This window comes from Microbacterium sp. NPDC055988, assembly GCF_042269505.1.
GTDB lineage: Bacteria > Actinomycetota > Actinomycetes > Actinomycetales > Microbacteriaceae > Microbacterium.
In genome coordinates, this window is the sequence record NZ_JBHJXY010000001.1 from 2,775,248 (window position 1) to 2,800,607 (window position 25,360).

Sequence of the window (25,360 nt, forward strand, 5' to 3'; positions counted from 1 at the left end):
CCTCAGGCGAGGGTGGCCTCGAGCGTGATCTCGATCCCTGCAAGCGCCTGAGACACCGGGCAGCCGGTCTTGGCACCGGCCGCGATCTCCTGGAACGCCTCGGGCGTGAGGTTCGGTACCGTCGCGTTCACGTTCAGGTGACTGCCCGTGATGCCGACGCCCGGCTTGAACGTGACCGAGGCCGTCGTGTTGACGCGCTCCGGCGGGGTGCCGTTCTCGGCGAGCGCGTGTGAGAGCGCCATGCTGAAGCACGCGGAGTGGGCTGCCGCGATGAGTTCCTCGGGCGTGGTCGTGGTGTCGCTGCCCTCGCTGCGGGCCTTCCAGTTGATCGGGAAGGTGCCGAGGTTCGACGACGAGAACGCGACCGTGCCCGATCCCTCCATGAGCGATCCGGTCCAGGTGCTGGCGGCTTCGCTGGTGACGGGCATGATTCCTCCGCTTCTCGGGCCCCGCTCGGTGTGCGGGTCACGTAGCGGCCAGCCTACCGACGGGCCGGTCGGGACGGAACAGGAATCAGGCGGACGCGGCGCGACCGACGATGCCGGCGCGCTGCAACAGGAGGTAGAGCTGGCACCCCAGGCAGAAGGCGAACGCCGCGTTGAGGAAAGCGGCGATGAAAGCCGCAGCGGTGGCGATCGGAAGAGCCCACGGAACGCCGGCGAGGTGCAGCAGGAGGCCGATGCCGACGACGAACAGCCCCACCCCCTGGGAGAACCGGGGCGGGCGCGGGTCTTCGAGCTCTGCCGGCGGGGAGAGTCGCGGGCGGACCAGCGTGCGGAAGACGACGCTCCACGGCGCGGTGCGCGGGGAGACGACACCCCACAGGAACAGGAGGGCGATCACGACCGCGAGCAGGAAGCCCGGGTCGAGCGCGCGCTGAGCGGGTGTCGACGATGAGATCACCAAACCACCGGGGACGAACGTGGAATCCGCGAGCGGCTGATAGGCGAACCAGCCGAATGAGCCTGAACTGGCGGATTCCGTCGATATCCCGATCAGCGCCAGGAACGTCGCCACGAGCAGCAGCAACGCGGTGATCGTCGCGGCGAAGCGCGGACCACGGGGATCGATGCCTGCGGGAGTGCTCATTTGTGTGCTCCGGTCTTCGCACGTCAGACGGCGGCGAGGGCTTCTGCGAGGGCGTGCCGGTGGGGAACGCCATGGAATCGTGCGCGGACCGCGCCGGTGCCGTCGACGAGGAAGGTCGTCGGCGTTTGCAGCACGCGGTAGCGCGTCGAGAGATCGGGATGATGGGTCAGGTCGACCTCGACGTGCGTGAGCCCGTCGTGGTCGGAGACGTAGTCGCGCAGCAGTCGGCGCACCTGCGGGCACCGTGCGCACATCTCGGTACTGAACTGCACGAGGGTGGCACGATCACCGAGTCCGTTCGATGCCGCGTCGGCGGGATCGAATCGGAGGTTCCCGCCTCCGAGACGTCTTCCGTCGCGACGCCGCAGCACGATGCCCACGACGGTCGCGAGCGCGAGGAGCGCAGCGGCGACGGCGAGAGCGAGGGCGGGCGACATGTGTCGAGATTACGTGCTCTGTCGGGAGCGGAGGCCGATGTTTCGGAGCATGACGAACCCTGATCGCCCCGCGCCGGTTCCGCCCGTGACCCGGGGTGGGAAGGTATCGTGGCTGTCATGAGCGCAGCCGTCCCGACTCCCTACGAAGACCTGCTCCGCGACGTCCTGGAGACCGGCACGCACAAGTCGGATCGGACGGGAACCGGGACCACGAGCGTCTTCGGCCGACAGATCCGCTTCGACCTGTCGAAGGGGTTCCCGCTCATCACCACGAAACGCGTGCACTTCAAGTCCATCGCCTACGAGCTGCTCTGGTTCCTCCAGGGCGACTCCAACGTCGGATGGCTGCGGGAGAACGGCGTCACGATCTGGGACGAGTGGGCGGATGAGTCGGGCGATCTTGGCCCCGTCTACGGTGTGCAGTGGCGGTCGTGGCCGACGCCCGACGGCGGCAGTATCGACCAGCTGTCCGAGGTGATCGAGCAGATCCGCCGCTCGCCCGATTCGCGCAGGCTGATCGTGTCGGCGTGGAACCCGGCCGACATCCCCGACATGGCCCTCGCGCCCTGTCATGCGCTCTTCCAGTTCTACGTGGCCGACGGCAAGCTCTCGTGCCAGTTGTATCAGCGCAGCGCCGACATGTTCCTCGGTGTGCCGTTCAACATCGCCTCCTATGCCCTGCTCACGATGATGATCGCGCAGCAGGTGGGGCTCGAGCCCGGTGACTTCGTGTGGACGGGTGGCGATTGCCACGTCTATGACAACCATGTCGACCAGGTGCGCGAGCAGCTGAGCCGCGAGCCTTTCGAGTACCCGACGCTGCGCTTCGCGCGGAAGCCGGAGTCGATCTCGGACTACCGCTACGAGGACTTCGTCGTGGAGGACTATCAACACCACGCCCCCATCCGCGCGGCGGTGGCGGTATGACCTGGGTCGGCCTCATCTGGGCCGAGGCTCACGGCGGCGTGATCGGCGCCGAGGGCGGCATGCCCTGGCACGTGCCCGAAGACCTGGCTCATTTCAAGGACGTCACCCTCGGTGCGCCGGTGGTGATGGGGCGCAAGACCTGGGATTCGCTACCTGAACGGTTCCGGCCGCTCGCGGGCCGCGACAACATCGTGGTGACCCGACAGCAGGACTGGTCCGAAGAAGGTGCGCGTCGCGCGGCGACGGTGGCCGAGGCAGTCCGGGGCCAGGACAGGCTGTGGATCATCGGTGGCGCGGAGATCTTCCGCCAGGTGATCGGGGACGCCGACCGGCTTGAGGTGACCGAGCTCGATCTCGATGTCGACGGCGACGCCTACGCGCCCGCCAAGACCGGGTGGCGACTCGTCGACGAGGGGGAGTGGCAGACTTCGCGCACCGGCATCCGCTATCGCTTCCTCGGATTCGAGCGCTGATGCCCACTGCTCTGATCACGGGAGCCAGCGCCGGACTGGGGGCGGAGTTCGCCCGCCAGCTCGCCAGGCGCCGAGCCGACCTCATCCTCGTCGCCCGATCCGAGGACGCGCTGCAGCAGCTGGCAGCCGAGTTGCGCAGTGAATATGGGGTGGCGGTCGAGGTGCTTCCCGCCGATCTGGCGGACGCGGCCGGGGTCGAGGGCATCGCCGCACGGCTGCGCGACACTGCCGACCCCGTCGACCTGCTCGTGAACAATGCCGGGTTCGGGTTGCCGCTCCAATTCGCCGACAACGACATCGACGACGAGGTCCGGCACCTCCGGGTGCACGTCGAGGCGTCGATGCGCCTCATGCACGCAGCGCTGCAGTCGATGCGCGGACGCGGAGGCCGCATCATCAACGTGGCCTCCGTCGCCGGCTTCATCTCCCGCTCCACCTATTCCGCATGCAAGTCCTGGCTGATCGGCTTCAGTCGCTGGGCGAACGCGGAGTATGCGCGCGACGGAGTCAGCGTCACCGCCCTCTGCCCGGGATTCACGCACACCTCATTCCACGAGCGGATGGGCTTGGCTGTGGGCGAGGAGGGCGTGCCGGGGATCATGTGGTTGAACGCGCGCGACGTCGTCCGCACGGCATTGCGTGATGCGGCCCGCGGCAAGTCCGTGTCCATTCCGTCGCTGCGATACAAGGCGATCGTGGGGTTGACGCGTGTGCTGCCGAGTTCGCTGACGTCGGGCGTCGCCCGTCGTGGTCGCGTGTGACGAGCGTCACCGCGTCCGCATGACGGTGACCCGAACCGATACGCTGGGTCTATGACGCACTCGGGCAACCCTTTCGGACAGGTTCTCGTCGCGCTCGTCACTCCGATGACGGCCGACGGCGAAGTCGATTGGCCCGCCGTCGAGAAGCACATCGATGACGTGATCACCGCGGGTGCGGACGGCATCGTCGTGACGGGAACGACCGGCGAGACCTCGACCCTGACGGACCCTGAGAAGCTCAAGCTCGTCGAAGTCGGCAAGTCGGTCTCGGCAGGCCGCGCCAAGATCATCACCGGAGGTGGCTCGAACGAGACGGCGCACGCGATCGAGCTGTACAAGGCCAGTGAGAAGGCCGGCGCCGACGGCATCATGATCGTCACGCCGTACTACAACAAGCCCACGCAGGCCGGAATCCTCACGCACTTCCGCCTCGTCGCCGACGCCACCGACCTGCCCGTCATCCTGTATGACATTCCCGGCCGAACCGGTGTGCCGATCAAGTACGAGACGATCCTGCGCCTCGCGAAGCACCCGAACATCCTCGCGGTGAAAGACGCCAAGGGCGACTTCTCCGAGGTGAGTCGCGTGCTCAACCAGACCGATCTGATGTACTTCTCCGGCGACGACGCGAACGTGCTGCCGCACCTCGCGATCGGGGCCACCGGCCTCATCGGCGTGACGGCGAACGTCGCCGCTGCGCCGTACCGCACGATCATCGACGCGGTGAACGCCGGCGATCTGGCCACGGCGACAGCCGAGCACAAGCGGCTCGAGCCGCTCGTGCGCGCTGTCATGACCCACGTGCCCGGAACCGTTGCAGCCAAGTACATCCTGCACGGGCTCGGACGCATCTCCAGCCCGCGCGTCCGCCTCCCCCTGGTCGGTCCCGAGGAATGGGAGGCCGCGCTCATCGAGGATGAGCTCGACCTCGTCCAGAACGTCCCAGGAGCCGATTTCTCGAACTTCCGACCCGACCGCAACGCGGCTGCGGGTGGTGCCCTGCCCAAGGTGCACGGCACGACGCGCTGAGTCGCGTCCCCATGAACGAACGGACGCGCGGAGTGTCCGACTGAGGAGACAGCATGTCCATTCCCCTGGTAGAACCGGCCCCTCTCGCTGACGGGACGCTGCGGGTCATCCCGATCGGCGGGCTCGGCGAGATCGGTCGCAACATGACCGCCTTCGAGTACGACGGCAAGATCCTGATCGTCGACTGCGGCGTGCTCTTCCCCGAGGAGCATCAGCCGGGCGTCGATCTGATCCTTCCGGACTTCGAGCCCATTCGTGACCGGCTCGACGACATCGTCGGTGTCGTGCTGACGCACGGCCACGAGGACCACATCGGCGCCGTTCCGTACCTGCTGCGCCTGAAGAGCGACATCCCGCTGATCGGTTCGGGCCTGACCCTCGCGCTGGTCGAGGCGAAGCTCAAGGAGCACCGGATCAAGGCCTTCACCCTCACGGTGAAGGAAGGGCAGCAGGAGCGGGTCGGGCCGTTCGATCTCGAGTTCGTCGCGGTCAACCACTCGATCCCCGACGCTCTGGCCGTCGCCATCCGTACCCCTGCCGGCATGGTGCTCGCCACGGGTGACTTCAAGATGGACCAGCTGCCATTGGACGGCCGCATCACAGACCTGCGGGCCTTCGCACGCCTCGGTGAGGAGGGTGTGGACCTGTTCCTCGTCGACTCGACCAACGCCGACGTCCCCGGCTTCACGCCGACCGAGCGCTCGATCGGTCCCGTTCTCGATCAGGTCATCGCCAAGGCGCCTCGCCGCGTCATCGTCGCGAGCTTCTCCAGCCACGTCCACCGTGTGCAGCAGGTCATCGACGCCGCGTACGCCAATGGTCGCCGCGTCGCCTTCCTCGGTCGGAGCATGGTGCGCAACATGACGATCGCCGAGCAGCTCGGCTACCTGAAGGTCCCCGACGGGGTCCTCATCGACTTCAAGAAGGCGCGCGACCTCCCCGACGAGCAGATCGTCTACATGTCGACCGGTTCCCAGGGTGAGCCCATGGCGGTGCTGAGCCGCATGGCGAACATGGACCACGCGATCGAGATCAGCGAGGGCGACACCGTCATCCTCGCCTCCAGCCTCATCCCGGGCAACGAGAACGCTGTCTACCGCGTGATCGACGGGCTGACCAAGCTCGGCGCGAACGTCGTGCACAAGGCGAACGCGAAGGTGCACGTCTCCGGACACGCTGCCGCCGGCGAGCTGATCTACTGCTACAACATCCTGAAGCCGAAGAACGTCCTTCCAGTGCACGGCGAGTATCGGCATCTGATCGCGAACGCCAAGCTCGCGCAGGACACGGGTGTTCCGGAGTCGAACACGATCATCGCCTCGAACGGCACGGTGATCGACCTGAAGGACGGCGTGGCGAGCGTCGTCGGGCAGCTGGATCTCGGGTTCGTCTACGTGGACGGCTCTTCGGTCGGAGCGATCACCGATGCGGACCTGAAGGATCGACGCATCCTCGCCGAAGAGGGCTTCATCTCCGTGATCGTCGTCGTGGATGCCGCGACGGGCCGCATCATCTCCGGGCCCGAGATCCACGCGCGTGGTGTGGCCGAAGACGACTCCGTCTTCGACGACGTCGCGCCGAAGATCGTCGCGGCGCTCAAGGAGGCGGCGGGCAACGGGGTGCGCGACACCCATTCGCTGTCGCAGGTCGTGCGACGCACCATCGGTCGCTGGGTCAACCAGCGTCTCCGCCGTCGGCCGATGATCGTCCCGCTCGTCATCGAGGCGTGACGGCAGGGAAGACCTCTTCCCACTCACGGCTGCCGGACATCCCGGCGTAACACCGTCGTCCTAGGCTCGCGTCATGGACAGGGGCATTGCCCTTCGCAGGGCGGCGCAGACGGATGCGAAGTTCCTCGGCGACATGCTCGTCGAGGCCGCCAACTGGCGCGCCGGGGGAGTGCGTCCGCGCCACGAGGTGCTGACGTCCCCGGAACATCGGCGGTATCTCGCGGGCTGGAAGCGCCTGTCCGACGACGGTCTTGTCGCCACCGGCGGCGACGGCGTCTCGGTCGGTGCCGCCTGGTATCGGGTGTTGCCCCAGGATGCCCCGGGATTCGGCTTCGTCGGTGCCGCTGTCCCCGAGCTGATCATCGGAGTGCACCCGCTCTGGCGCGCTCGGGGGGTCGGACGCTCCCTCCTGCGCGGCATCGTGCAGCTCGCCGGAGCGGAGGGGCACGCACGGATCAGCTTGAGCGTCGAACGGGACAACTTCGCGCGCAACCTGTATCGCGCCGAGGGATTCACGGTCGTGGGGGAGGGTGCGACCCGCGACACGATGGCACGTCGCACCCGATAGCCGGCGTTGCCCGGATCGGTGGAAAGCCGCGTCATTACGCGGAGATGTCGGCTGTTGGACGTAACGTGAGAATCATGGCCAGGAGTACCACGAAGACAGAGCGCGCGTCGACAAGCGCGCCGTCGCGCCCCAAGCGGCAGACGGCTCCCAAGGCCCAGCCCGCTCCCAAGAAGTACATCGACGAGGCGGAGAAGCCTCCGGTCGCCGTTCGTGCCTGGCTCGGACTGGCGCACGGTGTCGGCGGCCTCTTCCGCGCCTTCGGACCGGAGGCTCTCGAGAAGGATGACCGTCGAGACGGCTTCCCGTTCCTCCTGGTGCTGCTCGCTGCCCTGGGGGCCGTGAACGAGTGGGTCTTCATCGGCAACGAGGTGGCCGAGAACATCAGCGCCTACTCGGTGGGGCTGCTCGTCGGCAGAGTGGCGTTCATCATGCCCCTGCTCCTGCTCGTGCTGGCAGGATGGCTGTTCCGTCACCCGGCCTCCGTTCACGACAACGGACGCATCGGCTTCGGTTTCGGCCTGTTCGTGATCTCGCTCGCGGGTTTCTGCCATGTCGCCGGTGGACAGCCGCAACCCCAGCCGGACATCACCGCATTGAGTGCGGGGGGCGGCCTATTCGGGTGGCTCGTGGGTCAGCCGCTGACGTACCTGACCGTCATCCCCGCCTATATCGTGCTTGCTCTGCTGACCGCACTCAGCATCCTCATCCTCACCAAGACCCCGCCGAACCGCATCGGTCGGCGCCTCGGCGACCTCTACGCGTGGATGTTCGACGCCGAGCGTCCGGAGAAGCCTGCGAAGGACGTCGCTGCGATCGACGACGCCGACAAGGTCGACGACCCTGACGTGCTGCCGTGGTGGCGGCGCAACAAGACCGGGCGGGAAGAAGACCCCGACGAGGGCACTCTCGGCTCCGATGACATCACGGCTCTCCTCACGACCTCCGACCCGACTCCGGCCTACGACCAGGCGGTTGTCGTCGAGAATCCCTACGACGCCGCCACCGAGGTGCTGTCCGATGTCCGGTCGGTCGCCGATTCGCTGGCCGAGCAACAGACCACGGCTCTGCTCGATGATTCCTCCGACACCGGAGAGGTGCCGGAGCTTCCCGGCCTCGACGGTTTCGGCACGGAGGGCCCGGGCGACCGTGGGCCGCAGGCCCCCGTCACGCCCTACATCCTTCCCTCTCCGGGCCTCCTGGTCGAAGGACCGCCGCCGGTCATGCGCTCCGAGGCCACCGACAAGGTGATCGAGCAGATCACGAGCGTGCTGTCCCAGTTCAAGGTCGACGCGAAGGTCACCGGCTTCTCGCGCGGGCCGACGGTCACGCAGTACGAGGTCGAGGTCGGTCACGGTGTCAAGGTCGAGAAGATCCTCCAGCTGAGCAACAACTTCGCCTACGCCGTGGCGTCGAACGACGTCCGCATCCTCTCGCCGATCCCGGGCAAGAGCGCGATCGGCATCGAGATCCCCAACGCCGACAAGGAGATGGTCGCGCTCGGCGATGTGCTGCGCTCGCCCGCCGCCCAGAAGAGCACGCACCCGATGACGATCGGTGTCGGCAAGGATGTCGGCGGCAACATCGTCATCGCCAACCTCGCCAAGATGCCGCACCTCCTGGTCGCCGGTTCAACGGGCTCCGGTAAGTCGAGCTTCGTGAACTCCATGATCACGAGCCTGCTGATGCGGGCGCGCCCCGCTGACGTGCGTATGGTCCTGATCGACCCGAAGCGCGTGGAGCTCACCAGCTACGCCGGCGTCCCTCACCTCATCACGCCCATCATCACGAACCCGAAGAAGGCAGCCGAGGCGCTGCAGTGGGTCGTGAAGGAGATGGACATGCGGTACGACGACCTCGCGTCGTTCGGCTTCCGCCACATCGACGACTTCAACCGGGCCGTGCGTGCGGGCGAGGTCGAGGTGCCGGTCGGCAGCGAGCGGGTGCTCAAGCCGTACCCTTATCTGCTGGTCGTGGTCGATGAGCTGGCCGACCTCATGATGGTCGCCCCGCGCGACGTCGAGGATTCGATCGTCCGCATCACCCAGCTTGCTCGAGCTTCCGGCATCCACCTGGTCCTCGCGACGCAGCGCCCCAGCGTCGACGTGGTCACCGGTCTCATCAAGGCCAACGTCCCGTCGCGACTCGCGTTCGCCGTCACCAGCGTCACAGACAGCCGCGTCATCCTCGACAGCCCCGGTGCCGACAAGCTGATCGGGCAGGGAGACGCGCTGTTCTCACCGATGGGGTCCTCGAAGCCGTTCCGTCTGCAGGGGGCCTGGGTCGACGAGAAGGAGATCGACGCGGTCGTCAAGCACGTCACCCGTCAGGCTCGTCCGGATTACCGTCCCGACGTTCAGGAGGCGATGGAGCCGACGAAGAAGAAGGAAGTCGACGAAGACATCGGTGACGACCTGGAGCTGCTGCTCGCGGCTGCCGAGCTCATCGTCTCCTCGCAGTTCGGATCGACGTCGATGCTCCAGCGAAAGCTGCGTGTCGGCTTCGCCAAGGCGGGTCGCCTCATGGACCTTCTGGAATCGCGCGAGATCGTCGGACCCTCCGAGGGGTCCAAGGCTCGCGATGTGCTGGCCACGGCTGAGCAGCTCCCGCAGGTGATGGCGAAGCTGCGCGGAGAAGATGCCCCGGCGGCGTCCCCGGCTTCGGCTGCTCCGGTGGCCCCTCCGGTGCCGCCAATGCCTCAGACGCACGATCCGATCGCTGCCCAGTACGAAGGTCTCCCCGAGGTGGAGGCCGAGGGCGGCGATGAAGACGCCTGGGGTCTGACGGGGCGCGACTGATGGCGATTCCTCGGCAGCTGCCCAACGCCATCACAGTCGCGCGCATCCCGCTGGCGGTCATCTTCTTCGTGCTGCTGCTGCTGGGCGGTACGTACGGTCTCCCCGACCCCGGCCTGCGCTGGGCGGCCGCCATCATCTTCATCGTCGGGATCTCCACCGACTGGGTCGACGGTTACCTCGCACGCAAGTACGACATCGTCAGTGACTTCGGCAAACTCTGGGACCCGATCGCCGACAAGATGCTCACCGGAGCGGGCTTCATCGGGCTCGCCATCCTCGGCGAGGTCAGCTGGTGGATCGTCGCGATCATCCTCGTCCGTGAGTGGGGGATCACCATCCACCGTTTGATGGTCGCCAGCGAACATGTCGTCGCGGCAGCCTGGATGGGCAAGATCAAGACGGCCTTCCAGGGCGTCGCGCTCGGCTGGGCGCTGCTGCCGCTGCACGTCCTCATCGGCCTCGAGGCCTGGACGATCATCACGTTCATCCTGATGCTCATCGTGCTTGTCCTCACGGTGGCCAGCGGTGTCGACTACATCGTTGCCCAGGTGCGCGGATCGCGCCAGAAGCGGGCATGAGCGACGCGGGCACCGCCGCACTGCTGTCGGCGCTGACTCGCCGCGGCTGGACTCTGGGCGTCGCGGAGTCACTCACGGGCGGTGCGCTGTGCGCCGAGGTCGTATCCGTTCCGGGAGCCTCGAAGGTCCTGCTCGGCGGCGTCGTGGCCTATGCGACCCCGGTCAAGGCGACCGTCCTCGGCGTGGACCCCGAGCTCCTCGCCGCACAGGGACCGGTCCATCCGCAGGTCGCCCTGCAGATGGCCGACGGCGTGCGCAGGGTCGTGAGCGTGGATGGCGTGCCGGCTGACGTCGGGCTGTCGACGACCGGTATCGCCGGCCCGGATTCCCCCGACGGCCAGCCTGTGGGAACTGTTCACATCGGGATCGTGACGCCGGACGGCTCTTCGGTGAAGGCGCTGCACCTGAGCGGTAGCCGTGATGCGATCTGTAGGCAGACGGTGACGGCGGCTCTGACGACGCTGCTCGAGACGGTCTCGGAATAGTGACGGCCCGACGTCGGTTATTACCGATGTGCTCACATTCAAACCACAGAGTGCAGGGGTAGATTTCGTGCAGGCCAGGAGTACTAGACTGGCTGTCTCATCGGGGGAGACCTCGAACGATCACACGGGGAGGAGGTTCCGATGATTCTTGTACGACAGGAAATCGGCGATGTGCTGAGGGACTTCCGCCTGCAGAAGGGGCGTACGCTCCGGCAGGTCGCAAGCAAGGCGTCGGTGGCGCTCGGCTACCTCAGTGAGGTCGAGCGGGGCCAGAAGGAGGCGTCGAGCGAGATTCTCGCGTCCGTCGCCGATGCCCTCGACGTTCCCATCTCGACGATCATGCGCGAGGTCGGAGATCGCATCTCGGTGCTCGAAGGTATCCAGGTGTTCCCGGACGTCGTTCCCGACGACCTTGTCGCATCGATCGAGCCCCAGCTCTCGCTGCACTGAGCCGCAGCGTGCGTATGAGCAATGCGTCGTAGCGAGTTCCTTCGCGCCGTCGAAACCGAGTTCCAGGCCCGAGCTTCCTCGTTGGTGAACGATCTCGGGTTGTCGGCCTTGCATGGCCGCACGGCGCTCGAAGCTCTGGAAGACGGTACACCGCCGCGGGAGATCTGGCTGGCGCTCTGCGCCGAGATGGACATTCCCGAGAGCCGTCGACACGGCGTCGGACGGCAGGAGCCGCGCGGGCGCTGAGCCCCGGAGGAATGTCCGCAGGTTACGGGACATGGCGCGCGATCTTCGGCGTGTCGTCGAAGATGTGTTCGAAACGGGCGTAGTCTTCTGCACAAGTGGTTCAGAGCTTCTGCTCTACACCGAATGCGGGTTCGCCGAGACGATGTCGGTGGCCTCTCGTACGGTGGAGAACAAGCCGAAGAGCCATACGCCTTGTCGGAGAGTTCTTCCCAGCCGGGACGAGCCGCGACAGCCTACAGGCGGCACCACGCGCGCAGAAGGAGCACATCATGCCATCACCCGCCGACCGCGAGAAGTCTCTCGAGACCGCCCTCGCTCAGATCGACCGCCAGTTCGGAAAGGGTTCGGTCATGCGGCTGGGCAGCGATGAGCGCGCCCCCGTGGCCGTCATCCCCACCGGCTCCATCGCCCTCGACGTCGCTCTCGGCGTCGGAGGTCTCCCGCGTGGCCGTATCGTCGAGATCTACGGGCCTGAGTCCTCGGGTAAGACGACCCTCACGCTGCACGCGATCGCCAACGCCCAGCGCGCCGGCGGCATCGCGGCTTTCATCGACGCGGAACACGCGCTCGACCCCGACTACGCGGCGAAGCTCGGTGTCGACATCGATGCACTTCTGGTGTCTCAGCCCGACACCGGTGAGCAGGCGCTGGAGATCGCCGACATGCTCGTGCGCTCCGGCGCCATCGACCTCATCGTCATCGACTCCGTCGCAGCGCTCGTGCCTCGCGCCGAGATCGAGGGAGAGATGGGTGACTCGCATGTGGGTCTGCAGGCGCGACTCATGTCGCAGGCGCTGCGCAAGCTGACCGGTGGTCTCAACCAGACCAACACCACCATGATCTTCATCAACCAGCTCCGTGAGAAGATCGGCGTCTTCTTCGGCTCGCCTGAGACGACAGCCGGTGGTAAGGCGCTGAAGTTCTACGCGTCGGTCCGCATGGACATCCGTCGTATCGAGACGCTGAAGGACGGCACCGACGCGGTCGGAAACCGTACCAGGGTCAAGGTCGTGAAGAACAAGATGGCCCCGCCCTTCAAGCAGGCGGAGTTCGACATCCTCTACGGCGTCGGCATCTCACGCGAGGGCAGCCTGATCGACTTCGGCGTCGAACACGCCATCGTGAAGAAGTCGGGTTCGTGGTACACCTACGACGGCGACCAGCTGGGTCAGGGCAAGGAGAACGCACGAACGTTCCTGCTCAACAACCCCGACATCGCGCTCGCGATCGAGACGCAGATCAAGCAGAAGCTCGGCATCGGCGGACCGGCGGCCGTGCCTGCTGCGGCAGACGAGCTCGCTGAGCGTCGTCCGGCCTGATGAATGATGCTCGTGGGGGCGACCCTGACCGGATCGCCCCCATCATTCCCCTTTTCGGGCGCGCCACCAAGAATGTCGACCCGGTTTCGATCAGCCCGGTCGCTGGTGACGACAACTCTGGTGGTGTTCCCGAGCGCGCGGCTGATGCAGAGCTGTGGCGGTCGACGTGGCATTCGCCTGAGGGCGCCACTCCCGTGGCGAGCCGAGCTGAATCAGGTAGTCCAAGCGATCGTCATCCCGCGCGAGGGGCATCAGCCAGATCGGGTTCGTTGACAGCGAGTTCCTCGCCCCGACTTCATGCGCTTGGGACTCCAACCGCGCCTCAGGACGATATCGAGGACTCGGTCGATTCCGACGAGATTCGAACCGCAGCCGAGGAATCCCTCGTGCGAAAGCTGCGGACCCGGTCGCTCTCCGTCTCCGAAGCGCGCCAGGCCCTCCGTGGGCACGGTCTCGAGAACGGCGTGATCGATGAAGTGATCGAGGATTTCCGTCGTCGTGCCTACCTCGACGATGCTGCACTCGCCAGCGTTCTGGTGACTTCCGGTGTCGAACGAAAGGGGCAGGGGAGAGTCGCCCTCGCGCGCGCGCTCGCTCAACGAGGTATTCCACGGGACGTGATCGACGGTGCACTCGACGAGCTACCGGACGACGACGATGAGCGCGCCCTGGAGTTCGCGCGCACCAAGGCGCGTTCTTTGAGCCGTCTCGACAATGACACCGCTCTCCGGCGACTGGTGGGGCAGCTCTCACGACGCGGGTACAACGGGTCCGTGGCGATGAAGGCGGCCAAGCAGGCGCTGCGGGAGACAGGCTCGAATGCGTCGAGCTCTGGCGTCCGGTTCGTCGATTCGGAGTGACTAGGTCACGCAGCAACCGCACCAGCACGGCTCGTAGAATAGGTCGATCATGACTATTCCGCGCAGTGAACCGACGATCATCAGCGCCTCGTCGGCAGCCGTCGACGAAGACGGACGCCAGCGATCGTATGAGGTGCGCACTTTCGGGTGCCAGATGAACGTGCATGACTCCGAACGGCTCTCCGGGTCGCTGGAAAGCGCAGGCTATGTCCGCGCGCTCGACGGTGCCGAGGCCGACGTGGTGATCATCAACACATGCGCAGTCCGTGACAATGCCGCAGGAAAGCTCTACGGCACGCTCGGACATCTCGCCTCTGTGAAGCGCCGCAAGGAGGGAATGCAGATCGCGGTCGGCGGCTGCCTTGCCCAGATGGACAAGCAAGCGGTCCTCGACAAGGCGCCCTGGGTTGACGTCGTGTTCGGCACGCACAACATGGGGTCGCTGCCCGGGCTGCTGGAGCGCGCGCGTCACAACGGAGATGCAGAGCTGGAGATCCTCGAGTCGCTCGAGGTCTTCCCGTCGACGCTTCCGACGAAGCGCGATTCGGCGCATAGCGGATGGGTGTCGATTTCGGTCGGCTGCAACAACACGTGCACCTTCTGCATCGTCCCGAGCCTGCGTGGCAAGGAGAAGGATCGGCGTCCCGGTGACATCCTGAACGAGATCCGGCTTCTGGTCGAAGACGGCGCCATCGAGGTCACGCTTCTCGGGCAGAACGTGAATTCCTATGGTGTGGAATTCGGCGACCGGCAGGCGTTCGGAAAGCTGCTACGCGCGGCCGGCGAGATCGATGGGCTCGAGCGCATCCGCTTCACGAGCCCGCACCCCGCTGCGTTCACCGACGACGTGATCGATGCCATGGCCGAGACTCCGAGTGTGATGCCGCAGCTGCACATGCCGCTGCAGTCCGGCAGCGATCGAATCCTCAAAGCGATGCGGCGGTCATACCGCAGCGAGCGCTTCCTCGGGATTCTCGATCGTGTCCGCGCGCGTATCCCGAACGCCTCGATCACGACCGACATCATCGTCGGCTTCCCGGGCGAGACGGATGAGGACTTCGAAGACACGATGCGTGTCGTCGAACAGTCCCGCTTCGCGTCGGCGTTCACCTTCCAGTACTCGATCCGAGAGGGCACTCCCGCCGCGACGATGGAGGACCAAGTGCCCAAGGAGGTCGTCCAGGAACGATACAACCGCCTGATCGCACTCCAGGAGCGAATCTCCCTGGAAGAGAACCAGAAGCAGGTCGGACGCCAGGTCGAGGTGCTCGTCTCGACCGGCGAAGGTAAGAAGGACGCCGAGACGCACCGCCTCACCGGCCGCGCCGAAGACAACCGCCTGGTCCACTTCGAGGTCACGGCCGGCTCAGACCTACCGCGCCCCGGCGACATCGTGACCGTGACCGTCACGCGTGCGGCCCCCTTCCACCTGCTCGCGGATGACCCGACCGGAGCACCGTTGCGGATCCGTCGGACGCGCGGGGGCGACGCGTGGGATCGCTCGCAGGCGGAATCGTGTGCGATTCCGGCGCCGGCGTCGGATGGCGCCCCTCGTGCCGTGTCGCTCGGCCTTCCCACTCTTCGCGTCGGGGTGTGAGCGAACCGCGCCTCTGGGCGATCGTCGGAGCAACCGGGACAGGGAAGAGCGACCTCGCGCTCGACCTGGCGGAAGCGCTCCGTGCTCGCGGCAATCCGGCCGAGGTGGTGAACGCCGACGCGATGCAGCTGTACCGCGGGATGGACATCGGCACCGCGAAGCTGCCCCTGACCGAGCGACGCGGAATCCCGCACCACCTCTTCGACGTGCGCGAGGTCGACGAGGAGGCCGCAGTCGCCTGGTATCAGCCGGTGGCTCGAGAGGCGATCTGCGCGATCCATCGGCGAGGTGGAGACGCGATCCTCGTCGGAGGCTCCGGTCTGTACGTGTCGAGCGTCGTGTACGAGTTCCACTTCCCGCCGCGCGACGCCGCGATCCGGGATCGTCTCGAGCGCGAGTTGGAATCCGAGGGTCTCGAGGGCCTGCTCGAACGTCTCCGGGCGCAAGATCCCGCGGCTGCGGCGAAGGTCGACCCGCGCAACAGCCGGCGCGTCATCCGAGCCCTCGAGGTTCTCGAGCAGGGAAGCAGCACGCACGGCGCCGCGCTCCCCGAACGCCCCGTCCTGTGGCATCCTCAGACACGCGTGGTCGGCCTGCACGTCGAACGGTCCGACCTGGTGGCGCGCCTCGATGCCCGTGTAGAGCGGATGTGGGAGGCAGGTCTCGTCGCGGAGGTCGCCGATCTGCGCGCGCGAGGCCTCGAACGCGGTATCACGGCTCCGCGGGCCATCGGCTACGCCCAGGCGCTGGGGCAGCTCGACGGGGCCCTCACCGAAGCAGACGCCATCGCACAGACACAGGCACTCACCCGCCGTTACGCGCGCCGGCAGGTGTCATGGTTCAAGCGGTATCCGGAGCTGGAGTGGCGGTCCGCACCCGCCGATGCGGAGGCGCTGCTCCGCACCGGAGCCGTCTCGGACTGACCGAACTTCTGCGATGTCGGTGAGGGCTGCGAGGCTAGGTCCATGACCACCCACTTCTTCACCGCCTCCAGCCTCGACGGCTTCATCGCGACGGACGAGCACTCGCTCGACTGGCTGCTGACGCAAGACGTCGATCCCGATGGCCCGATGGGCTACAACGCGTTCGAGAAGAACATCGGCGCGCTGGCGATGGGGTCGTCCACGTACGAATGGGTCATGCGTCATGAAAACGGGCGGTGGGTCTATACCCAGCCCACCTGGGTGTTCACGCACCGGGAGCTCGCACGCCCTGAGGACGCCGACGTGCGCCTGACTCACGACGTCGTGCAGAGGGTGCACGCCGAGATGCTCGAGGCTGCCAACGGCAAGGACATCTGGATCGTCGGTGGGGGAGACCTCGCTGGGCAGTTCGCCGACGCGGGACTGCTGGATGAGATCTGGGTGCAGTATGCGCCCGTGACGTTGGGGTCCGGCGCGCCGCTGCTCCCGCGCAGGCTCGATCTGGAGCTCCTGGAGGTCGCACGCAACCGGAAATTCCTCTGTGGACGCTACGCCGTCGTCTCGACGGGAGCTACGGCGTGAGCGAGTCGGCCGAGCCGCGGGAAGAGGCGGCCGCCGAGTGGACGGTTCGTGCTTTCGAGAAGGCTGACACGGAGGCTGTCGTCGTGCTCTGGGAAGAAGCAGGACTCACGCGGCCGTGGAACGATCCGCACCTCGACATCGAACGCAAGCTCGCTGTGCAGCCGGACGGCTTCCTCGTCGCCACGACGCAGGACGCTGAAGTGGTCGGATCGGTGATGGCCGGATACGACGGTCATCGCGGGTGGCTGTACTATCTCGCCACGGCAAGTTCGCACCGTGGCCTCGGAATCGCGCGGGCACTCGTGGGGGAGGCCGAGCGTGTGCTTGAGGCGATGGGATGCCCGAAGGTGCAGCTCATGGTCAGGGAAGGAAATGAGGGTGTTCTCGGCTTCTACGACTCGCTCGGCTACGAGCGCTTCACTGTATTGAACACGGGCAAGCGCCTCGTCTCCGACCAGTAGTCGCGCTCTCTAGACTGGGGGGATGGTCGCATTCACCAAGGGTCACGGCACGGGCAACGACTTCATTATCATCGCCGACCCCGACGGGGCGCTCGATCTGACGGTCGAGCAGGTCGCCGTGCTGTGCGATCGCCACTTCGGAATCGGCGCCGATGGCATCCTTCGGGTCGTCCGGTCTGCGGCCATCCCCGACGGCGCGGCCGCGCTTGCGGAGGAGCCCGCAGCCGAGTGGTTCATGGACTATCGCAACGCCGACGGGTCGATCGCAGAGATGTGCGGCAACGGCATCCGGGTGTTCGCGCACTACCTCGTGCGTGCGGGCCTCGCGACCATCGAACCGGGATCGACGTTGCCGATTGGTACTCGAGCCGGTGTGCGCGACGTGACCCGTGGCGCCGCGGGATATCAGGTCGACCTCGGCCTGTGGAAGCTCTCCGGAGACGATCCGCTGGTGCGCGTCGACGGATTGCCGGTCACCCGTCCCGGTCTCGGAATCAACGTCGGCAACCCTCACGTGATCGTGGCGATCGCGTCCGAACACGAACTCGCGTCGCTCGAGTTGCATCGCACGCCGGACCTCGACCCCGTTCTGCCGGCTGGCGCCAACGTCGAGTTCGTCGTTCCGGGCGAGCCGTTGGTGCGCGACGGAGTCGGGCACGTCCGCATGCGTGTGTTCGAGCGCGGCGTCGGCGAGACCCTCAGCTGCGGCACCGGCGTCGCCGCTACCGCACTCGCCGTGCGGTACTGGGCGGGGGAGAATGCGCCGAACAACTGGCAGGTCGAGGTGCCAGGCGGAACTCTCGGAGTGCGCATGTTCCCGGCAGAAGACGGAGAGCACGTCGCCCTGTCGGGTCCGGCGCAACTCGTCTACAGCGGAGAGATCGACCTGCTCTGAGAGGCGCGCACCGCAGCCGCCTGAGGTAGCGACCCGCCGCCGAAGGGGTCAGAGCCCGGATAGCGCGATCGGCTCAGTCGGCGGTGTCCCATGCTTGCGTACCTTGAGGATGCGGTAGCCCTTGCCGGTGGCAGTGCGGAAGACGCTGTAACCCGGGTGGAAGGTCGAGCCGATCCAGCGCTGCAGCGAATCGGCACCGAGATTGCGCTGGACCACGAGCCAGGCATCGCTGCGCTCGTCGAGCCTCGGTATCCACCGTTCAAGCAGGCCGTGCAGCTCGTTCTTACCGACGCGGATGGGCGGATTCGAGCGGATCGTGCGGAACGAGATGTGCTCGGGAACATCGTCGGGCAGAGAGGCGTTGACATTGGAGAGCCCGAGAGAGGCGGCGTTGCGCCGAACCAGATCGAGGGCCCGCTCGTTCACATCGACGGCCCAGATCGTCGCATGCGGTGCGGCGAAGGCCATCGAGATGCTGACGGGGCCCCAACCGCTGCCGAGGTCCAGAAGGTTGCCTCCCGGGGGAACCGGGGGCATGTTGGCGAGAAGCACTGCAGTGCCGGCATCCAGCCGATCCGGGCTGAAGACGCCACCGGCGGTGGTGACTTCCAGCTCTCGGCCTGCGAGCGATACACGGATCCTGCGCAGATTCTCGGGGCTTGCCGGGGCCGCAGTGAAGTAGTGGTCAGACCCCATACGGTGAGCGTACCGGACAGCGCGGGCTAAGGTTAAGGCTCGCTACAAAACCCCAGAGACAAGGAACGGATGACGGATACCACGACACCCTCCAACGGCGACAACACCGTCGATCGCGTGCTCGCGAACGCAGAGAAGCGCTCGGACCTCCACGTGTTCGGAGCTGCACAGGCGCTGCAGGACGAGTCGACCGCTGCGCACGCCAGCACGGACGGGGCGCAATGGGACCTCGAAGACCGTCACGCGCTCCGTCGCGTGGGCGGACTCTCGACCGAGCTCGAGGACGTCACGGAGGTCGAGTACCGCCAGCTTCGCCTGGAGAACGTCGTGCTCGTCGGTGTGTACCCGCAGGGGGCTCAGGAGGATGCCGAGAATTCTCTGCGCGAGCTCGCCGCGTTGGCGGAGACCGCGGGCGCTGTCGTCCTCGACGGTGTCCTGCAGCGCCGCCCGCACCCCGATGCGGCCACGTATCTCGGGCGCGGCAAGGCCCAGGAGCTCAAGGACATCGTCGCCGCGGTCGGGGCCGACACCGTCATCGCCGACACAGAACTCGCACCGAGCCAACGACGCGCACTCGAGGATGTCGTCAAAGTGAAGGTCATCGACCGCACGACCGTGATCCTCGACATCTTCAGCCAGCATGCGAAGAGCCGCGAGGGCAAGGCCCAGGTCGAACTCGCTCAGCTCGAGTATCTGCTCCCTCGTCTTCGCGGCTGGGGTGACTCCATGAGCCGCCAGGCCGGTGGCCAGGTCGGTGCCGGCGGTGCGGGCATGGGATCCCGCGGCCCCGGTGAGACCAAGATCGAGCTCGACCGGCGGCGGATCCGCACCAAGATGGCTCTCCTGCGTCGGCAGATCCGTGACTTCGGGCCGGCTCGGGAGGCGAAGCGTGCTGAGCGCAAGCGCAACACCATCCCTTCGGTGGCGATCGCGGGCTACACCAACGCGGGCAAGTCGAGTCTGCTCAACGCGCTCACCAGCGCCGGCGTCCTGGTCGAGAACGCGCTGTTCGCGACGCTGGATGCGACCGTGCGCCGTTCGGAGACCGAAGACGGCCGTGTCTACACGCTGACCGACACCGTCGGTTTCGTCCGCAACCTCCCGCATCAGCTCGTCGAGGCCTTCCGGTCGACGCTGGAGGAGGTCGGAGAAGCTGACGTCGTGCTGCATGTCGTTGATGCGTCGCACCCCGATCCGGCTGGTCAGTTGCAGACCGTGCGCGACGTGCTGGGCGATGTCGGCGTGCGGGACCTCCCCGAGATCGTCGTCTTCAACAAGGCTGACCTGATCGACGACGACGAGCGACTGGTGCTCCGCGGTCTGCAACCGCATGCGCACTTCGTGTCGTCACGGTCCGGTGAGGGCATCGCAGAACTGCGGGCCGTCATCGAAGAAGCCCTCCCGAAGCCGGCGATCGAGGTTCACGCGGTGATCCCCTACGATCGCGGCGACCTCGTGGCGGCCATCCATGAGACGGGGATGCTCCTCGAGGTGGAGCATCGGGAGGCCGGCACGGCCGTGCACGCACGGGTATCCGAACGCCTCGCGGCAGAACTCGCCCCCTTCACAGTAAGCAGCTGACCCGCCTCAGCGGGCGAGGAAGCGCGCCTCGACCGTTGCGGAGATGACGATCTCCTCCGGCTCGTATTCCATGGCAGGGGCTGCGTCGGCGGCGAAGCCGACCCCTCCGCGGGCCTTCATCATGGGTGCACCCGGCATCGGCTGCCCGCTGGAGATGAGGCCGACATCGGCGATCTCGAGCGGCGTGACCTCGTCGAGGCCGAGAGCCCCCGCATAAGCTTTGGCGCGAGTCACGGCGGCGCTGACGGCCTCGGCGGCCACCTCCCGCTCGACCTGAGTTCGCGTCACGGGGGTGAGGTGCCAATCCACCCACCCCACTTCGACGCCGTCCCACGGAGAGATGTCGGACACCCAGATCGAGAGCTCGGATGCCTCGGCGAACGTCGCGGTGAAGTCTATGCTCGCGTAATAGACGGGTGCGAGGCGCTTGCCGTCGTTGTTCCACGGGCGCTCGGCTCGCACGGAGAGTCGCTTGCTGGTCCAGTCGACGACGCTGCCCGTGTCTGCCCGTTCGGTGATGCTGCCGCGCACGGGCTCGGCCAGCCGCATGACGTGTTCGACGACGGTCGTTCGCTCGGAACCCTCCGCCCGCACGCTCACACGGATGGTGGCGCGCTCGGGGGCGATACGCGCCTCGTGCTCGCCGCGGACGGTGACGGTGACTTCGCTCATGGGCCGACTCTACGCCAGCAGTTCCGACCTCCACGGAATGGCGGAGAGCTGGGGAACGTTGTAGTCTGTGATGCTCGGGTGTTCGTCGCTCGAGATGGTAATTCCACAGTGTGACAGCGGCTCCTTCGAGAGAAGGACCACGGGGCTGATCGGTTTCGACAGCGCCTGTGAATCCACGAGAAGCGGGCCGAGGATGCAGAGTTATCTCGTTAACGCTCTCTGCAAAAAAATAGTTGCCGAAACCAAGCGCAACGACTTCGCCCTCGCTGCATAAGCGAGCCCGATAGTCCGTCAGGCCGTATGTGATTCCGATACGGATCCTGGCGTCATTTAGGAATCTTGCTGCGTGATGGCGTCTGGACATCACGTGGGACTCTTCCCAGGCTGGGCTCGTCGACTTAGGTGTCTGTGACAAAGGTCGGAGCCGAGTAGAACGTCTTCACAGACTGCGCCCGGAGAAGGCGTGGAGACTCAGCGTTGGACGGGGGTTCGATTCCCCCCAGCTCCACCAAGCCGTTGTCACTGAAGAAGCCCCGTGCTCTCCTTCCAGGAGGCACGGGGCTTCTTCGTGTGCGGAAGGGGGGGTCACTCCACCGTCTGCGTGTAGGGCACCGTGAGAACGGCGTCCGCATAGCCCGGCGCGGAGAAGCGGATCGTGATGATGCCGTCCCAGAAGGCGGACCCACCGTTCTGGGTTTCCGCGCCGAACATGAACCCCTCACTCGGGTCGCCGAGGTAGGTCGAAACAGTCGGCACCGTCGCGGTGCCCGCCGCGACGGTGGTGCCGAAGACGAAGGCGCTGTACAGCTGGTCGTCGGCAGCGCCCTGCAGGGTGGTCCACCCGCTGATGCCGCCGTCCTGGGCGGGAGACCCGCCGTCGTAGAGGTAAAGTCCCTGTGCGCCTTCGTTCGCACCGGTGCCCTGCCAGGTGATGGTCGCCGTGACCTGCGTCGGTGTGGCGGTTTCGGGCGAAAGGGCGAGCTGACCGCTCAGCGTGAACGTGGAACTCCACTGCGGTCCCGTGAAGGCGAGAGCCACTCCACTGGCGTCGATCACTCCTCCGCTCGCCGCGTGGGCCGGCGTGGCGACGATGAGGGCGACAACGGGGACCGACCACACTGCGGCACCGATGACGGTGCGGCGAGAGATTGCGGGACGGGCCGCGAGAGGAGGTTCGTCGAGCACGGAGCATCCTTCGGGGAGAGATGAAGCGGTCCGACAGCAGAGGGCCTCGGTGCGTGCAAGAGAGTAGCAGAGACGAGCGGATGGGGAAGCGCGAGGGATCTCCGCTGGTTTCGACGGGGGACCTATATTGAGGTCTGTGGAATCGACCCCCGAAACCGACTCGACCGGTCTCACCCGAGCCGAGGTCGCCGAGCGCGTCGCGTCCGGGAGGACGAACGCCTTCGTGGCGGACACGAGCCGAAGCGCGTGGAGCATCGTGCGCGCGAACGTGTTCACGCTCTTCAACGGCATCGTCTTCGCGTGCTTCTTCGTCCTCTTCCTGGTCGGGCGTTGGCAAGATGCGCTCTTCGGGCTCGCTGCCTTCGCCAACGCGATCATCGGCTGTGTTCAGGAGTTCCGAGCGAAGTCGGCCCTCGATCGCCTCGCGCTGATGAACGCGCCGCGTGCGCTGGTGCTCAGGGACGGTGCGGAGGAGGAGATCGCCCCCACCGAGGTGGTGCTCGACGACGTGCTCGTCTTCCGCGCCGGCGAGCAGGTACCCGCCGACGCTCGGATCCTGACGGCGCGTGGGCTGCAGATCGATGAGTCGATGCTGACCGGCGAGTCCGACCCGGTGGAGAAGCAGCCGGGCGATGAGGCGCTTTCGGGCGCGGTGGTCGTCGCGGGTGAGGGAACAGCGCAGGCGACCCGCGTGGGCGCCGACTCTTATGCCAACCACTTCGCGGGCGAAGCGAAGCGCTTCTCGCTCGTCTCCAGCGAGCTCCGTTCGTCGGTCAACCGGGTCCTGAAGTGGGTGAGCTGGGTGATCGGGCCGGTGGGGCTGCTCGTCCTGAACGCGCAGATCATCGTCACCGGCGGGTACGCCACCGTCTTCTCCAGCGGTGCCTGGGTGCAGGCCGTCGTGAACACCATCGCCGCATTGACAGCCATGATCCCGCTCGGGCTGGTGCTCATGACGAGCATCGCATTCGCCGTCGGCGCATCGAAACTGGCGCGGAGGCAGGTTCTCGTGAATGAACTGCCCGCGGTCGAGGGGCTCGCGCGGGTCGACGTCGTCTGCCTCGACAAGACGGGAACCCTGACTGTCGGGGAGATCGGGTTCGACGAAGCTCACCGACTCACCGGCGTCACGTCGGAGCGTGCGGAGGCTGCAGCGACGGCGCTGAGCTGGTATGCGGCGTCTCCGGACGCGAATGCCACCGCGCGATCGATGCGAACGGCCTATCCGGCCGGGTCTCCGCTCACGGTCGCGGAGTACATCCCGTTCTCCTCCGCGCGCAAGTGGAGCGCGGTCTCCTTCGAGGAGGTTGCAGGGACCTGGGTGATGGGGGCACCGGAGATGGTGTTCGGCGATGCCGCGACATCGGACGCGACCGAGCTCGGGCGCACTGTCATCGCCCTCGCAGAGACCGGACGTCGCACGCTGGTCCTCGGTCACGCGGAAACGGCGCTGTCCGAGGCGGATGTCGATTCCGAGCGGCTTCCGGACGGCGTGGCCGCTTCCATCGTCCTGACCTTCCGCGAGCAGGTCCGCCCCGACGCCGCACAGACGCTCGAGTACTTCGCGCGGCAGGACGTGGACATCCGGATCATCTCGGGCGACAACCCGCGCACTGTGGCGGCGATCGCGCGCGAGGTGGGATTGGACGTCGACGAGGGGTTCGATGCACGTCGCCTTCCCGACGACGATGTCGAACTCGCAGACGTGCTCGACGCGCACATGGTGTTCGGACGCGTCTCGCCCGAGCAGAAGAAGCGCATGGTCTCGGCCTTGCAGAGCCGCGGGCACACCGTGGCGATGACCGGAGACGGTGTCAACGATGCTCTCGCGATCAAAGCCGCCGACATCGGCATCGCGATGAACTCGGGGTCGCCCGCCACGAAGGCCGTGGCGCGGCTGGTGCTGCTCGACGGGCAGTTCTCGCACCTGCCCGATGTCGTCGCGGAAGGGCGCCAGGTCATCGCGAACATCGAACGCGTCTCGATGCTCTTCCTGAACAAGACCGTGTACGCCACGCTGCTCGCGATCATCTTCGGGGTGTTCGTGCTCGAGTTCCCGTTCCTCCCGCGTCAGCTTTCCATCACAGACGGCCTCACGATCGGCATCCCGGCGTTCTTCCTCGCGCTCATGCCCAACGCGGCGCGCTATGTGCCCGGGTTCCTCCGGCGATCGTTGAGCTTCGCCATCCCCTCGGGGATCGTCGTGGCGCTCGGCCTCACGTGGTTCACCTTCGTCGCGCGCGGGCTCGAGGCAGACGAGGATCAGCTGCGTACCGGAGCGACCGTCATCCTCGCCGTCGTGGGCATCTGGGTGCTGGCTGTGCTCGCCCGCCCCCTCAACCGCTTCAAGGTGCTCGTCGTGGGTGCGATGTTCGTTCTGCTCATCGCCGTGTTCTCGCTACCCCTCGCGCGACAGTTCTTCGTCCTCGTCGATCCGGGGGAAGACGTCGCGATCGCGCTCACCGGGATCACGATCGTGATGATCGCCGCGATCGAACTGGTGCGCATCGTGCATCGCCGGATCGTCCTGAGAGAGGAGCCGGCAACGGTGCCTGCACCGGCGGCCGAGCCGGGCGTCGGTGCCGATCGTCGTCTGGCGACGGTGATCACGACGACGGTCGCGGTGCTCTCCTACGTGTTCGGGATCCTCGCGACGGGCTTCGGGATCGTGGTCTTCCTCGGACGCTACGATCCGGACGTGAGCGCCTCCGGGTTCTCGCTCGCGGGCGCGGCCATCGCGCTGTTCGGCCTGCTGGTGTTCGCGGTCGCCGCCGGCGTCCGCCGGGGGAGTGGGCTCTCGCGGCTGCTGCTGACCATCTTCCTCGGGGTCGTGATCGCGCTCAGTGTCCTCGTCCTCGTCTTCGGAGATCGGTGGGACTGGGGAGCAGCCGTCACCGCCGTGGTCGCTGCCCTCATCGTCGTCCTGCTGTGGACGCCACCGGTCGCCCGGGGGTTCCGGCCCGTCCTCGAGAGCTCGATGGGGAGGGCAGCGCCGTAGCGACCTCGCGAGCTCGAGTGGAG

The 25,360-nt window shown here is 66.7% G+C and carries 26 protein-coding genes and 1 other RNA gene; 21 read left to right on the forward strand and 6 right to left on the reverse strand.

Annotated elements, in window-relative coordinates; all coding sequences use genetic code 11:
* Nucleotides 1-2: 2 nt before the first annotated feature.
* The 3 genes from ACFC14_RS13220 to ACFC14_RS13230 all read right to left on the reverse strand — a co-directional run bounded on the left by ACFC14_RS13220 (nucleotide 3) and on the right by ACFC14_RS13230 (nucleotide 1,526).
* Nucleotides 3-428, reverse strand: coding sequence for an OsmC family peroxiredoxin (locus ACFC14_RS13220; RefSeq protein ID WP_136043712.1), 426 nt, complete (start codon nucleotides 426-428; stop codon nucleotides 3-5).
* Between the two features lie 85 nt (nucleotides 429-513).
* The gene (locus ACFC14_RS13225) at nucleotides 514-1,089 is read right to left on the reverse strand and encodes a DUF4395 domain-containing protein (protein WP_376105230.1); all 576 of its coding nucleotides are present in this window, start codon (nucleotides 1,087-1,089) and stop codon (nucleotides 514-516) included.
* Nucleotides 1,090-1,112: 23 nt separating this feature from the next.
* Entirely contained in the window at nucleotides 1,113-1,526 is a 414-nt protein-coding gene (locus ACFC14_RS13230) for a thioredoxin family protein (protein ID WP_376105233.1), read from the reverse strand.
* 117 nt (nucleotides 1,527-1,643) lie between these two features.
* On the opposite strand from ACFC14_RS13230, the gene ACFC14_RS13235 reads away from it, so the two are divergent.
* From ACFC14_RS13235 to dapF, 18 genes are all read left to right on the forward strand, one after another.
* Nucleotides 1,644-2,453: a thymidylate synthase gene (locus ACFC14_RS13235; protein ID WP_136043715.1), complete on the forward strand. Its 810-nt coding sequence runs from the start codon at nucleotides 1,644-1,646 to the stop codon at nucleotides 2,451-2,453.
* On the forward strand, nucleotides 2,450-2,926 hold the full coding sequence (locus tag ACFC14_RS13240; RefSeq protein ID WP_376105236.1) for a dihydrofolate reductase: 477 nt from the start codon (nucleotides 2,450-2,452) through the stop codon (nucleotides 2,924-2,926). Before ACFC14_RS13235 ends, ACFC14_RS13240 begins: the two co-directional genes overlap by 4 nt.
* Complete coding sequence (locus ACFC14_RS13245) at nucleotides 2,926-3,687, forward strand: SDR family NAD(P)-dependent oxidoreductase (protein WP_376105239.1); 762 nt, start codon at nucleotides 2,926-2,928, stop codon at nucleotides 3,685-3,687. The genes ACFC14_RS13240 and ACFC14_RS13245 overlap by 1 nt, the downstream gene beginning before the upstream one ends.
* A gap of 51 nt (nucleotides 3,688-3,738) precedes the next feature.
* Nucleotides 3,739-4,716: a 4-hydroxy-tetrahydrodipicolinate synthase gene (gene dapA, locus ACFC14_RS13250; RefSeq protein WP_029259018.1), complete on the forward strand. Its 978-nt coding sequence runs from the start codon at nucleotides 3,739-3,741 to the stop codon at nucleotides 4,714-4,716.
* A gap of 53 nt (nucleotides 4,717-4,769) precedes the next feature.
* Nucleotides 4,770-6,446: a ribonuclease J gene (locus ACFC14_RS13255; protein WP_376105243.1), complete on the forward strand. Its 1,677-nt coding sequence runs from the start codon at nucleotides 4,770-4,772 to the stop codon at nucleotides 6,444-6,446.
* 73 nt (nucleotides 6,447-6,519) lie between these two features.
* Nucleotides 6,520-7,014, forward strand: coding sequence for a GNAT family N-acetyltransferase (locus tag ACFC14_RS13260; protein WP_376105246.1), 495 nt, complete (start codon nucleotides 6,520-6,522; stop codon nucleotides 7,012-7,014).
* A gap of 74 nt (nucleotides 7,015-7,088) precedes the next feature.
* Nucleotides 7,089-9,809, forward strand: coding sequence for a DNA translocase FtsK (locus ACFC14_RS13265; protein ID WP_376105249.1), 2,721 nt, complete (start codon nucleotides 7,089-7,091; stop codon nucleotides 9,807-9,809).
* Nucleotides 9,809-10,387: a CDP-diacylglycerol--glycerol-3-phosphate 3-phosphatidyltransferase gene (pgsA, locus tag ACFC14_RS13270; protein ID WP_376105252.1), complete on the forward strand. Its 579-nt coding sequence runs from the start codon at nucleotides 9,809-9,811 to the stop codon at nucleotides 10,385-10,387. Before ACFC14_RS13265 ends, pgsA begins: the two co-directional genes overlap by 1 nt.
* Entirely contained in the window at nucleotides 10,384-10,872 is a 489-nt protein-coding gene (locus ACFC14_RS13275) for a CinA family protein (RefSeq protein WP_376105255.1), read from the forward strand. The genes pgsA and ACFC14_RS13275 overlap by 4 nt, the downstream gene beginning before the upstream one ends.
* Nucleotides 10,873-11,013: 141 nt before the next feature.
* Entirely contained in the window at nucleotides 11,014-11,322 is a 309-nt protein-coding gene (locus tag ACFC14_RS13280; RefSeq protein WP_017830901.1) for a helix-turn-helix domain-containing protein, read from the forward strand.
* Nucleotides 11,323-11,343: 21 nt separating this feature from the next.
* Nucleotides 11,344-11,568, forward strand: coding sequence for a DUF3046 domain-containing protein (locus tag ACFC14_RS13285; protein ID WP_376105258.1), 225 nt, complete (start codon nucleotides 11,344-11,346; stop codon nucleotides 11,566-11,568).
* 269 nt (nucleotides 11,569-11,837) lie between these two features.
* A complete protein-coding gene (gene recA / locus ACFC14_RS13290) occupies nucleotides 11,838-12,887 on the forward strand; it encodes a recombinase RecA (protein ID WP_105668419.1) in 1,050 nt (349 codons plus the stop codon).
* Nucleotides 12,887-13,747 (forward strand): regulatory protein RecX, encoded by an 861-nt coding sequence (locus tag ACFC14_RS13295; RefSeq protein ID WP_376105261.1) that lies wholly within the window; start codon nucleotides 12,887-12,889, stop codon nucleotides 13,745-13,747. Before recA ends, ACFC14_RS13295 begins: the two co-directional genes overlap by 1 nt.
* 49 nt (nucleotides 13,748-13,796) lie before the next feature.
* Nucleotides 13,797-15,344, forward strand: coding sequence for a tRNA (N6-isopentenyl adenosine(37)-C2)-methylthiotransferase MiaB (gene miaB, locus ACFC14_RS13300; protein WP_376105264.1), 1,548 nt, complete (start codon nucleotides 13,797-13,799; stop codon nucleotides 15,342-15,344).
* Nucleotides 15,341-16,267 (forward strand): tRNA (adenosine(37)-N6)-dimethylallyltransferase MiaA, encoded by a 927-nt coding sequence (miaA, locus tag ACFC14_RS13305; RefSeq protein ID WP_376105267.1) that lies wholly within the window; start codon nucleotides 15,341-15,343, stop codon nucleotides 16,265-16,267. Before miaB ends, miaA begins: the two co-directional genes overlap by 4 nt.
* A 42-nt stretch (nucleotides 16,268-16,309) precedes the next feature.
* Nucleotides 16,310-16,849: a dihydrofolate reductase family protein gene (locus ACFC14_RS13310; RefSeq protein ID WP_376105270.1), complete on the forward strand. Its 540-nt coding sequence runs from the start codon at nucleotides 16,310-16,312 to the stop codon at nucleotides 16,847-16,849.
* Nucleotides 16,846-17,310 (forward strand): GNAT family acetyltransferase, encoded by a 465-nt coding sequence (locus ACFC14_RS13315; protein WP_376105273.1) that lies wholly within the window; start codon nucleotides 16,846-16,848, stop codon nucleotides 17,308-17,310. Before ACFC14_RS13310 ends, ACFC14_RS13315 begins: the two co-directional genes overlap by 4 nt.
* A gap of 22 nt (nucleotides 17,311-17,332) precedes the next feature.
* The gene (gene dapF / locus ACFC14_RS13320) at nucleotides 17,333-18,205 is read left to right on the forward strand and encodes a diaminopimelate epimerase (protein WP_376105276.1); all 873 of its coding nucleotides are present in this window, start codon (nucleotides 17,333-17,335) and stop codon (nucleotides 18,203-18,205) included.
* A gap of 48 nt (nucleotides 18,206-18,253) precedes the next feature.
* On the opposite strand, the gene ACFC14_RS13325 is transcribed toward dapF, so the two are convergent.
* Nucleotides 18,254-18,901: a class I SAM-dependent methyltransferase gene (locus tag ACFC14_RS13325; protein WP_376105280.1), complete on the reverse strand. Its 648-nt coding sequence runs from the start codon at nucleotides 18,899-18,901 to the stop codon at nucleotides 18,254-18,256.
* Nucleotides 18,902-19,156: 255 nt separating this feature from the next.
* On the opposite strand from ACFC14_RS13325, the gene hflX reads away from it, so the two are divergent.
* Nucleotides 19,157-20,482 carry a GTPase HflX gene (gene hflX, locus ACFC14_RS13330; protein WP_376107201.1) on the forward strand — a complete coding sequence of 442 codons (1,326 nt, stop codon included), beginning with the start codon at nucleotides 19,157-19,159 and terminating at the stop codon, nucleotides 20,480-20,482.
* Between the two features lie 6 nt (nucleotides 20,483-20,488).
* Here hflX and ACFC14_RS13335 read toward each other — a convergent pair whose 3' ends face one another.
* The gene (locus ACFC14_RS13335) at nucleotides 20,489-21,154 is read right to left on the reverse strand and encodes an SIMPL domain-containing protein (RefSeq protein WP_376105282.1); all 666 of its coding nucleotides are present in this window, start codon (nucleotides 21,152-21,154) and stop codon (nucleotides 20,489-20,491) included.
* 141 nt (nucleotides 21,155-21,295) lie between these two features.
* On the opposite strand from ACFC14_RS13335, the gene ssrA reads away from it, so the two are divergent.
* Nucleotides 21,296-21,665, forward strand: a transfer-messenger RNA (tmRNA) gene (gene ssrA / locus ACFC14_RS13340).
* 74 nt (nucleotides 21,666-21,739) lie between these two features.
* Here the strand turns inward: ssrA and ACFC14_RS13345 are convergent.
* Nucleotides 21,740-22,339, reverse strand: a complete 600-nt coding sequence (locus tag ACFC14_RS13345; RefSeq protein ID WP_376105285.1) for a hypothetical protein — start codon at nucleotides 22,337-22,339, stop codon at nucleotides 21,740-21,742.
* Nucleotides 22,340-22,475: 136 nt separating this feature from the next.
* Between ACFC14_RS13345 and ACFC14_RS13350 the strand changes: the two genes are divergently transcribed.
* A complete protein-coding gene (locus tag ACFC14_RS13350; protein WP_376105287.1) occupies nucleotides 22,476-25,337 on the forward strand; it encodes an HAD-IC family P-type ATPase in 2,862 nt (953 codons plus the stop codon).
* Nucleotides 25,338-25,360: the final 23 nt, after the last annotated feature.

What these genes read in the sequence shown, in the direction of transcription:
- ACFC14_RS13220 (WP_136043712.1), bottom strand. Translation starts at nt 428, where the DNA reads ATGCCCGTCACCAGCGAAGCCGCCAGCACCTGGACCGGATCGCTCATG.
- ACFC14_RS13225 (WP_376105230.1), bottom strand. Translation starts at nt 1,089, where the DNA reads ATGAGCACTCCCGCAGGCATCGATCCCCGTGGTCCGCGCTTCGCCGCG.
- ACFC14_RS13230 (WP_376105233.1), bottom strand. Translation starts at nt 1,526, where the DNA reads ATGTCGCCCGCCCTCGCTCTCGCCGTCGCCGCTGCGCTCCTCGCGCTC.
- ACFC14_RS13235 (WP_136043715.1), top strand. Translation starts at nt 1,644, where the DNA reads ATGAGCGCAGCCGTCCCGACTCCCTACGAAGACCTGCTCCGCGACGTC.
- ACFC14_RS13240 (WP_376105236.1), top strand. Translation starts at nt 2,450, where the DNA reads ATGACCTGGGTCGGCCTCATCTGGGCCGAGGCTCACGGCGGCGTGATC.
- ACFC14_RS13245 (WP_376105239.1), top strand. Translation starts at nt 2,926, where the DNA reads ATGCCCACTGCTCTGATCACGGGAGCCAGCGCCGGACTGGGGGCGGAG.
- dapA (WP_029259018.1), top strand. Translation starts at nt 3,739, where the DNA reads ATGACGCACTCGGGCAACCCTTTCGGACAGGTTCTCGTCGCGCTCGTC.
- ACFC14_RS13255 (WP_376105243.1), top strand. Translation starts at nt 4,770, where the DNA reads ATGTCCATTCCCCTGGTAGAACCGGCCCCTCTCGCTGACGGGACGCTG.
- ACFC14_RS13260 (WP_376105246.1), top strand. Translation starts at nt 6,520, where the DNA reads ATGGACAGGGGCATTGCCCTTCGCAGGGCGGCGCAGACGGATGCGAAG.
- ACFC14_RS13265 (WP_376105249.1), top strand. Translation starts at nt 7,089, where the DNA reads ATGGCCAGGAGTACCACGAAGACAGAGCGCGCGTCGACAAGCGCGCCG.
- pgsA (WP_376105252.1), top strand. Translation starts at nt 9,809, where the DNA reads ATGGCGATTCCTCGGCAGCTGCCCAACGCCATCACAGTCGCGCGCATC.
- ACFC14_RS13275 (WP_376105255.1), top strand. Translation starts at nt 10,384, where the DNA reads ATGAGCGACGCGGGCACCGCCGCACTGCTGTCGGCGCTGACTCGCCGC.
- ACFC14_RS13280 (WP_017830901.1), top strand. Translation starts at nt 11,014, where the DNA reads ATGATTCTTGTACGACAGGAAATCGGCGATGTGCTGAGGGACTTCCGC.
- ACFC14_RS13285 (WP_376105258.1), top strand. Translation starts at nt 11,344, where the DNA reads ATGCGTCGTAGCGAGTTCCTTCGCGCCGTCGAAACCGAGTTCCAGGCC.
- recA (WP_105668419.1), top strand. Translation starts at nt 11,838, where the DNA reads ATGCCATCACCCGCCGACCGCGAGAAGTCTCTCGAGACCGCCCTCGCT.
- ACFC14_RS13295 (WP_376105261.1), top strand. Translation starts at nt 12,887, where the DNA reads ATGAATGATGCTCGTGGGGGCGACCCTGACCGGATCGCCCCCATCATT.
- miaB (WP_376105264.1), top strand. Translation starts at nt 13,797, where the DNA reads ATGACTATTCCGCGCAGTGAACCGACGATCATCAGCGCCTCGTCGGCA.
- ACFC14_RS13310 (WP_376105270.1), top strand. Translation starts at nt 16,310, where the DNA reads ATGACCACCCACTTCTTCACCGCCTCCAGCCTCGACGGCTTCATCGCG.
- dapF (WP_376105276.1), top strand. Translation starts at nt 17,333, where the DNA reads ATGGTCGCATTCACCAAGGGTCACGGCACGGGCAACGACTTCATTATC.
- ACFC14_RS13325 (WP_376105280.1), bottom strand. Translation starts at nt 18,901, where the DNA reads ATGGGGTCTGACCACTACTTCACTGCGGCCCCGGCAAGCCCCGAGAAT.
- ACFC14_RS13335 (WP_376105282.1), bottom strand. Translation starts at nt 21,154, where the DNA reads ATGAGCGAAGTCACCGTCACCGTCCGCGGCGAGCACGAGGCGCGTATC.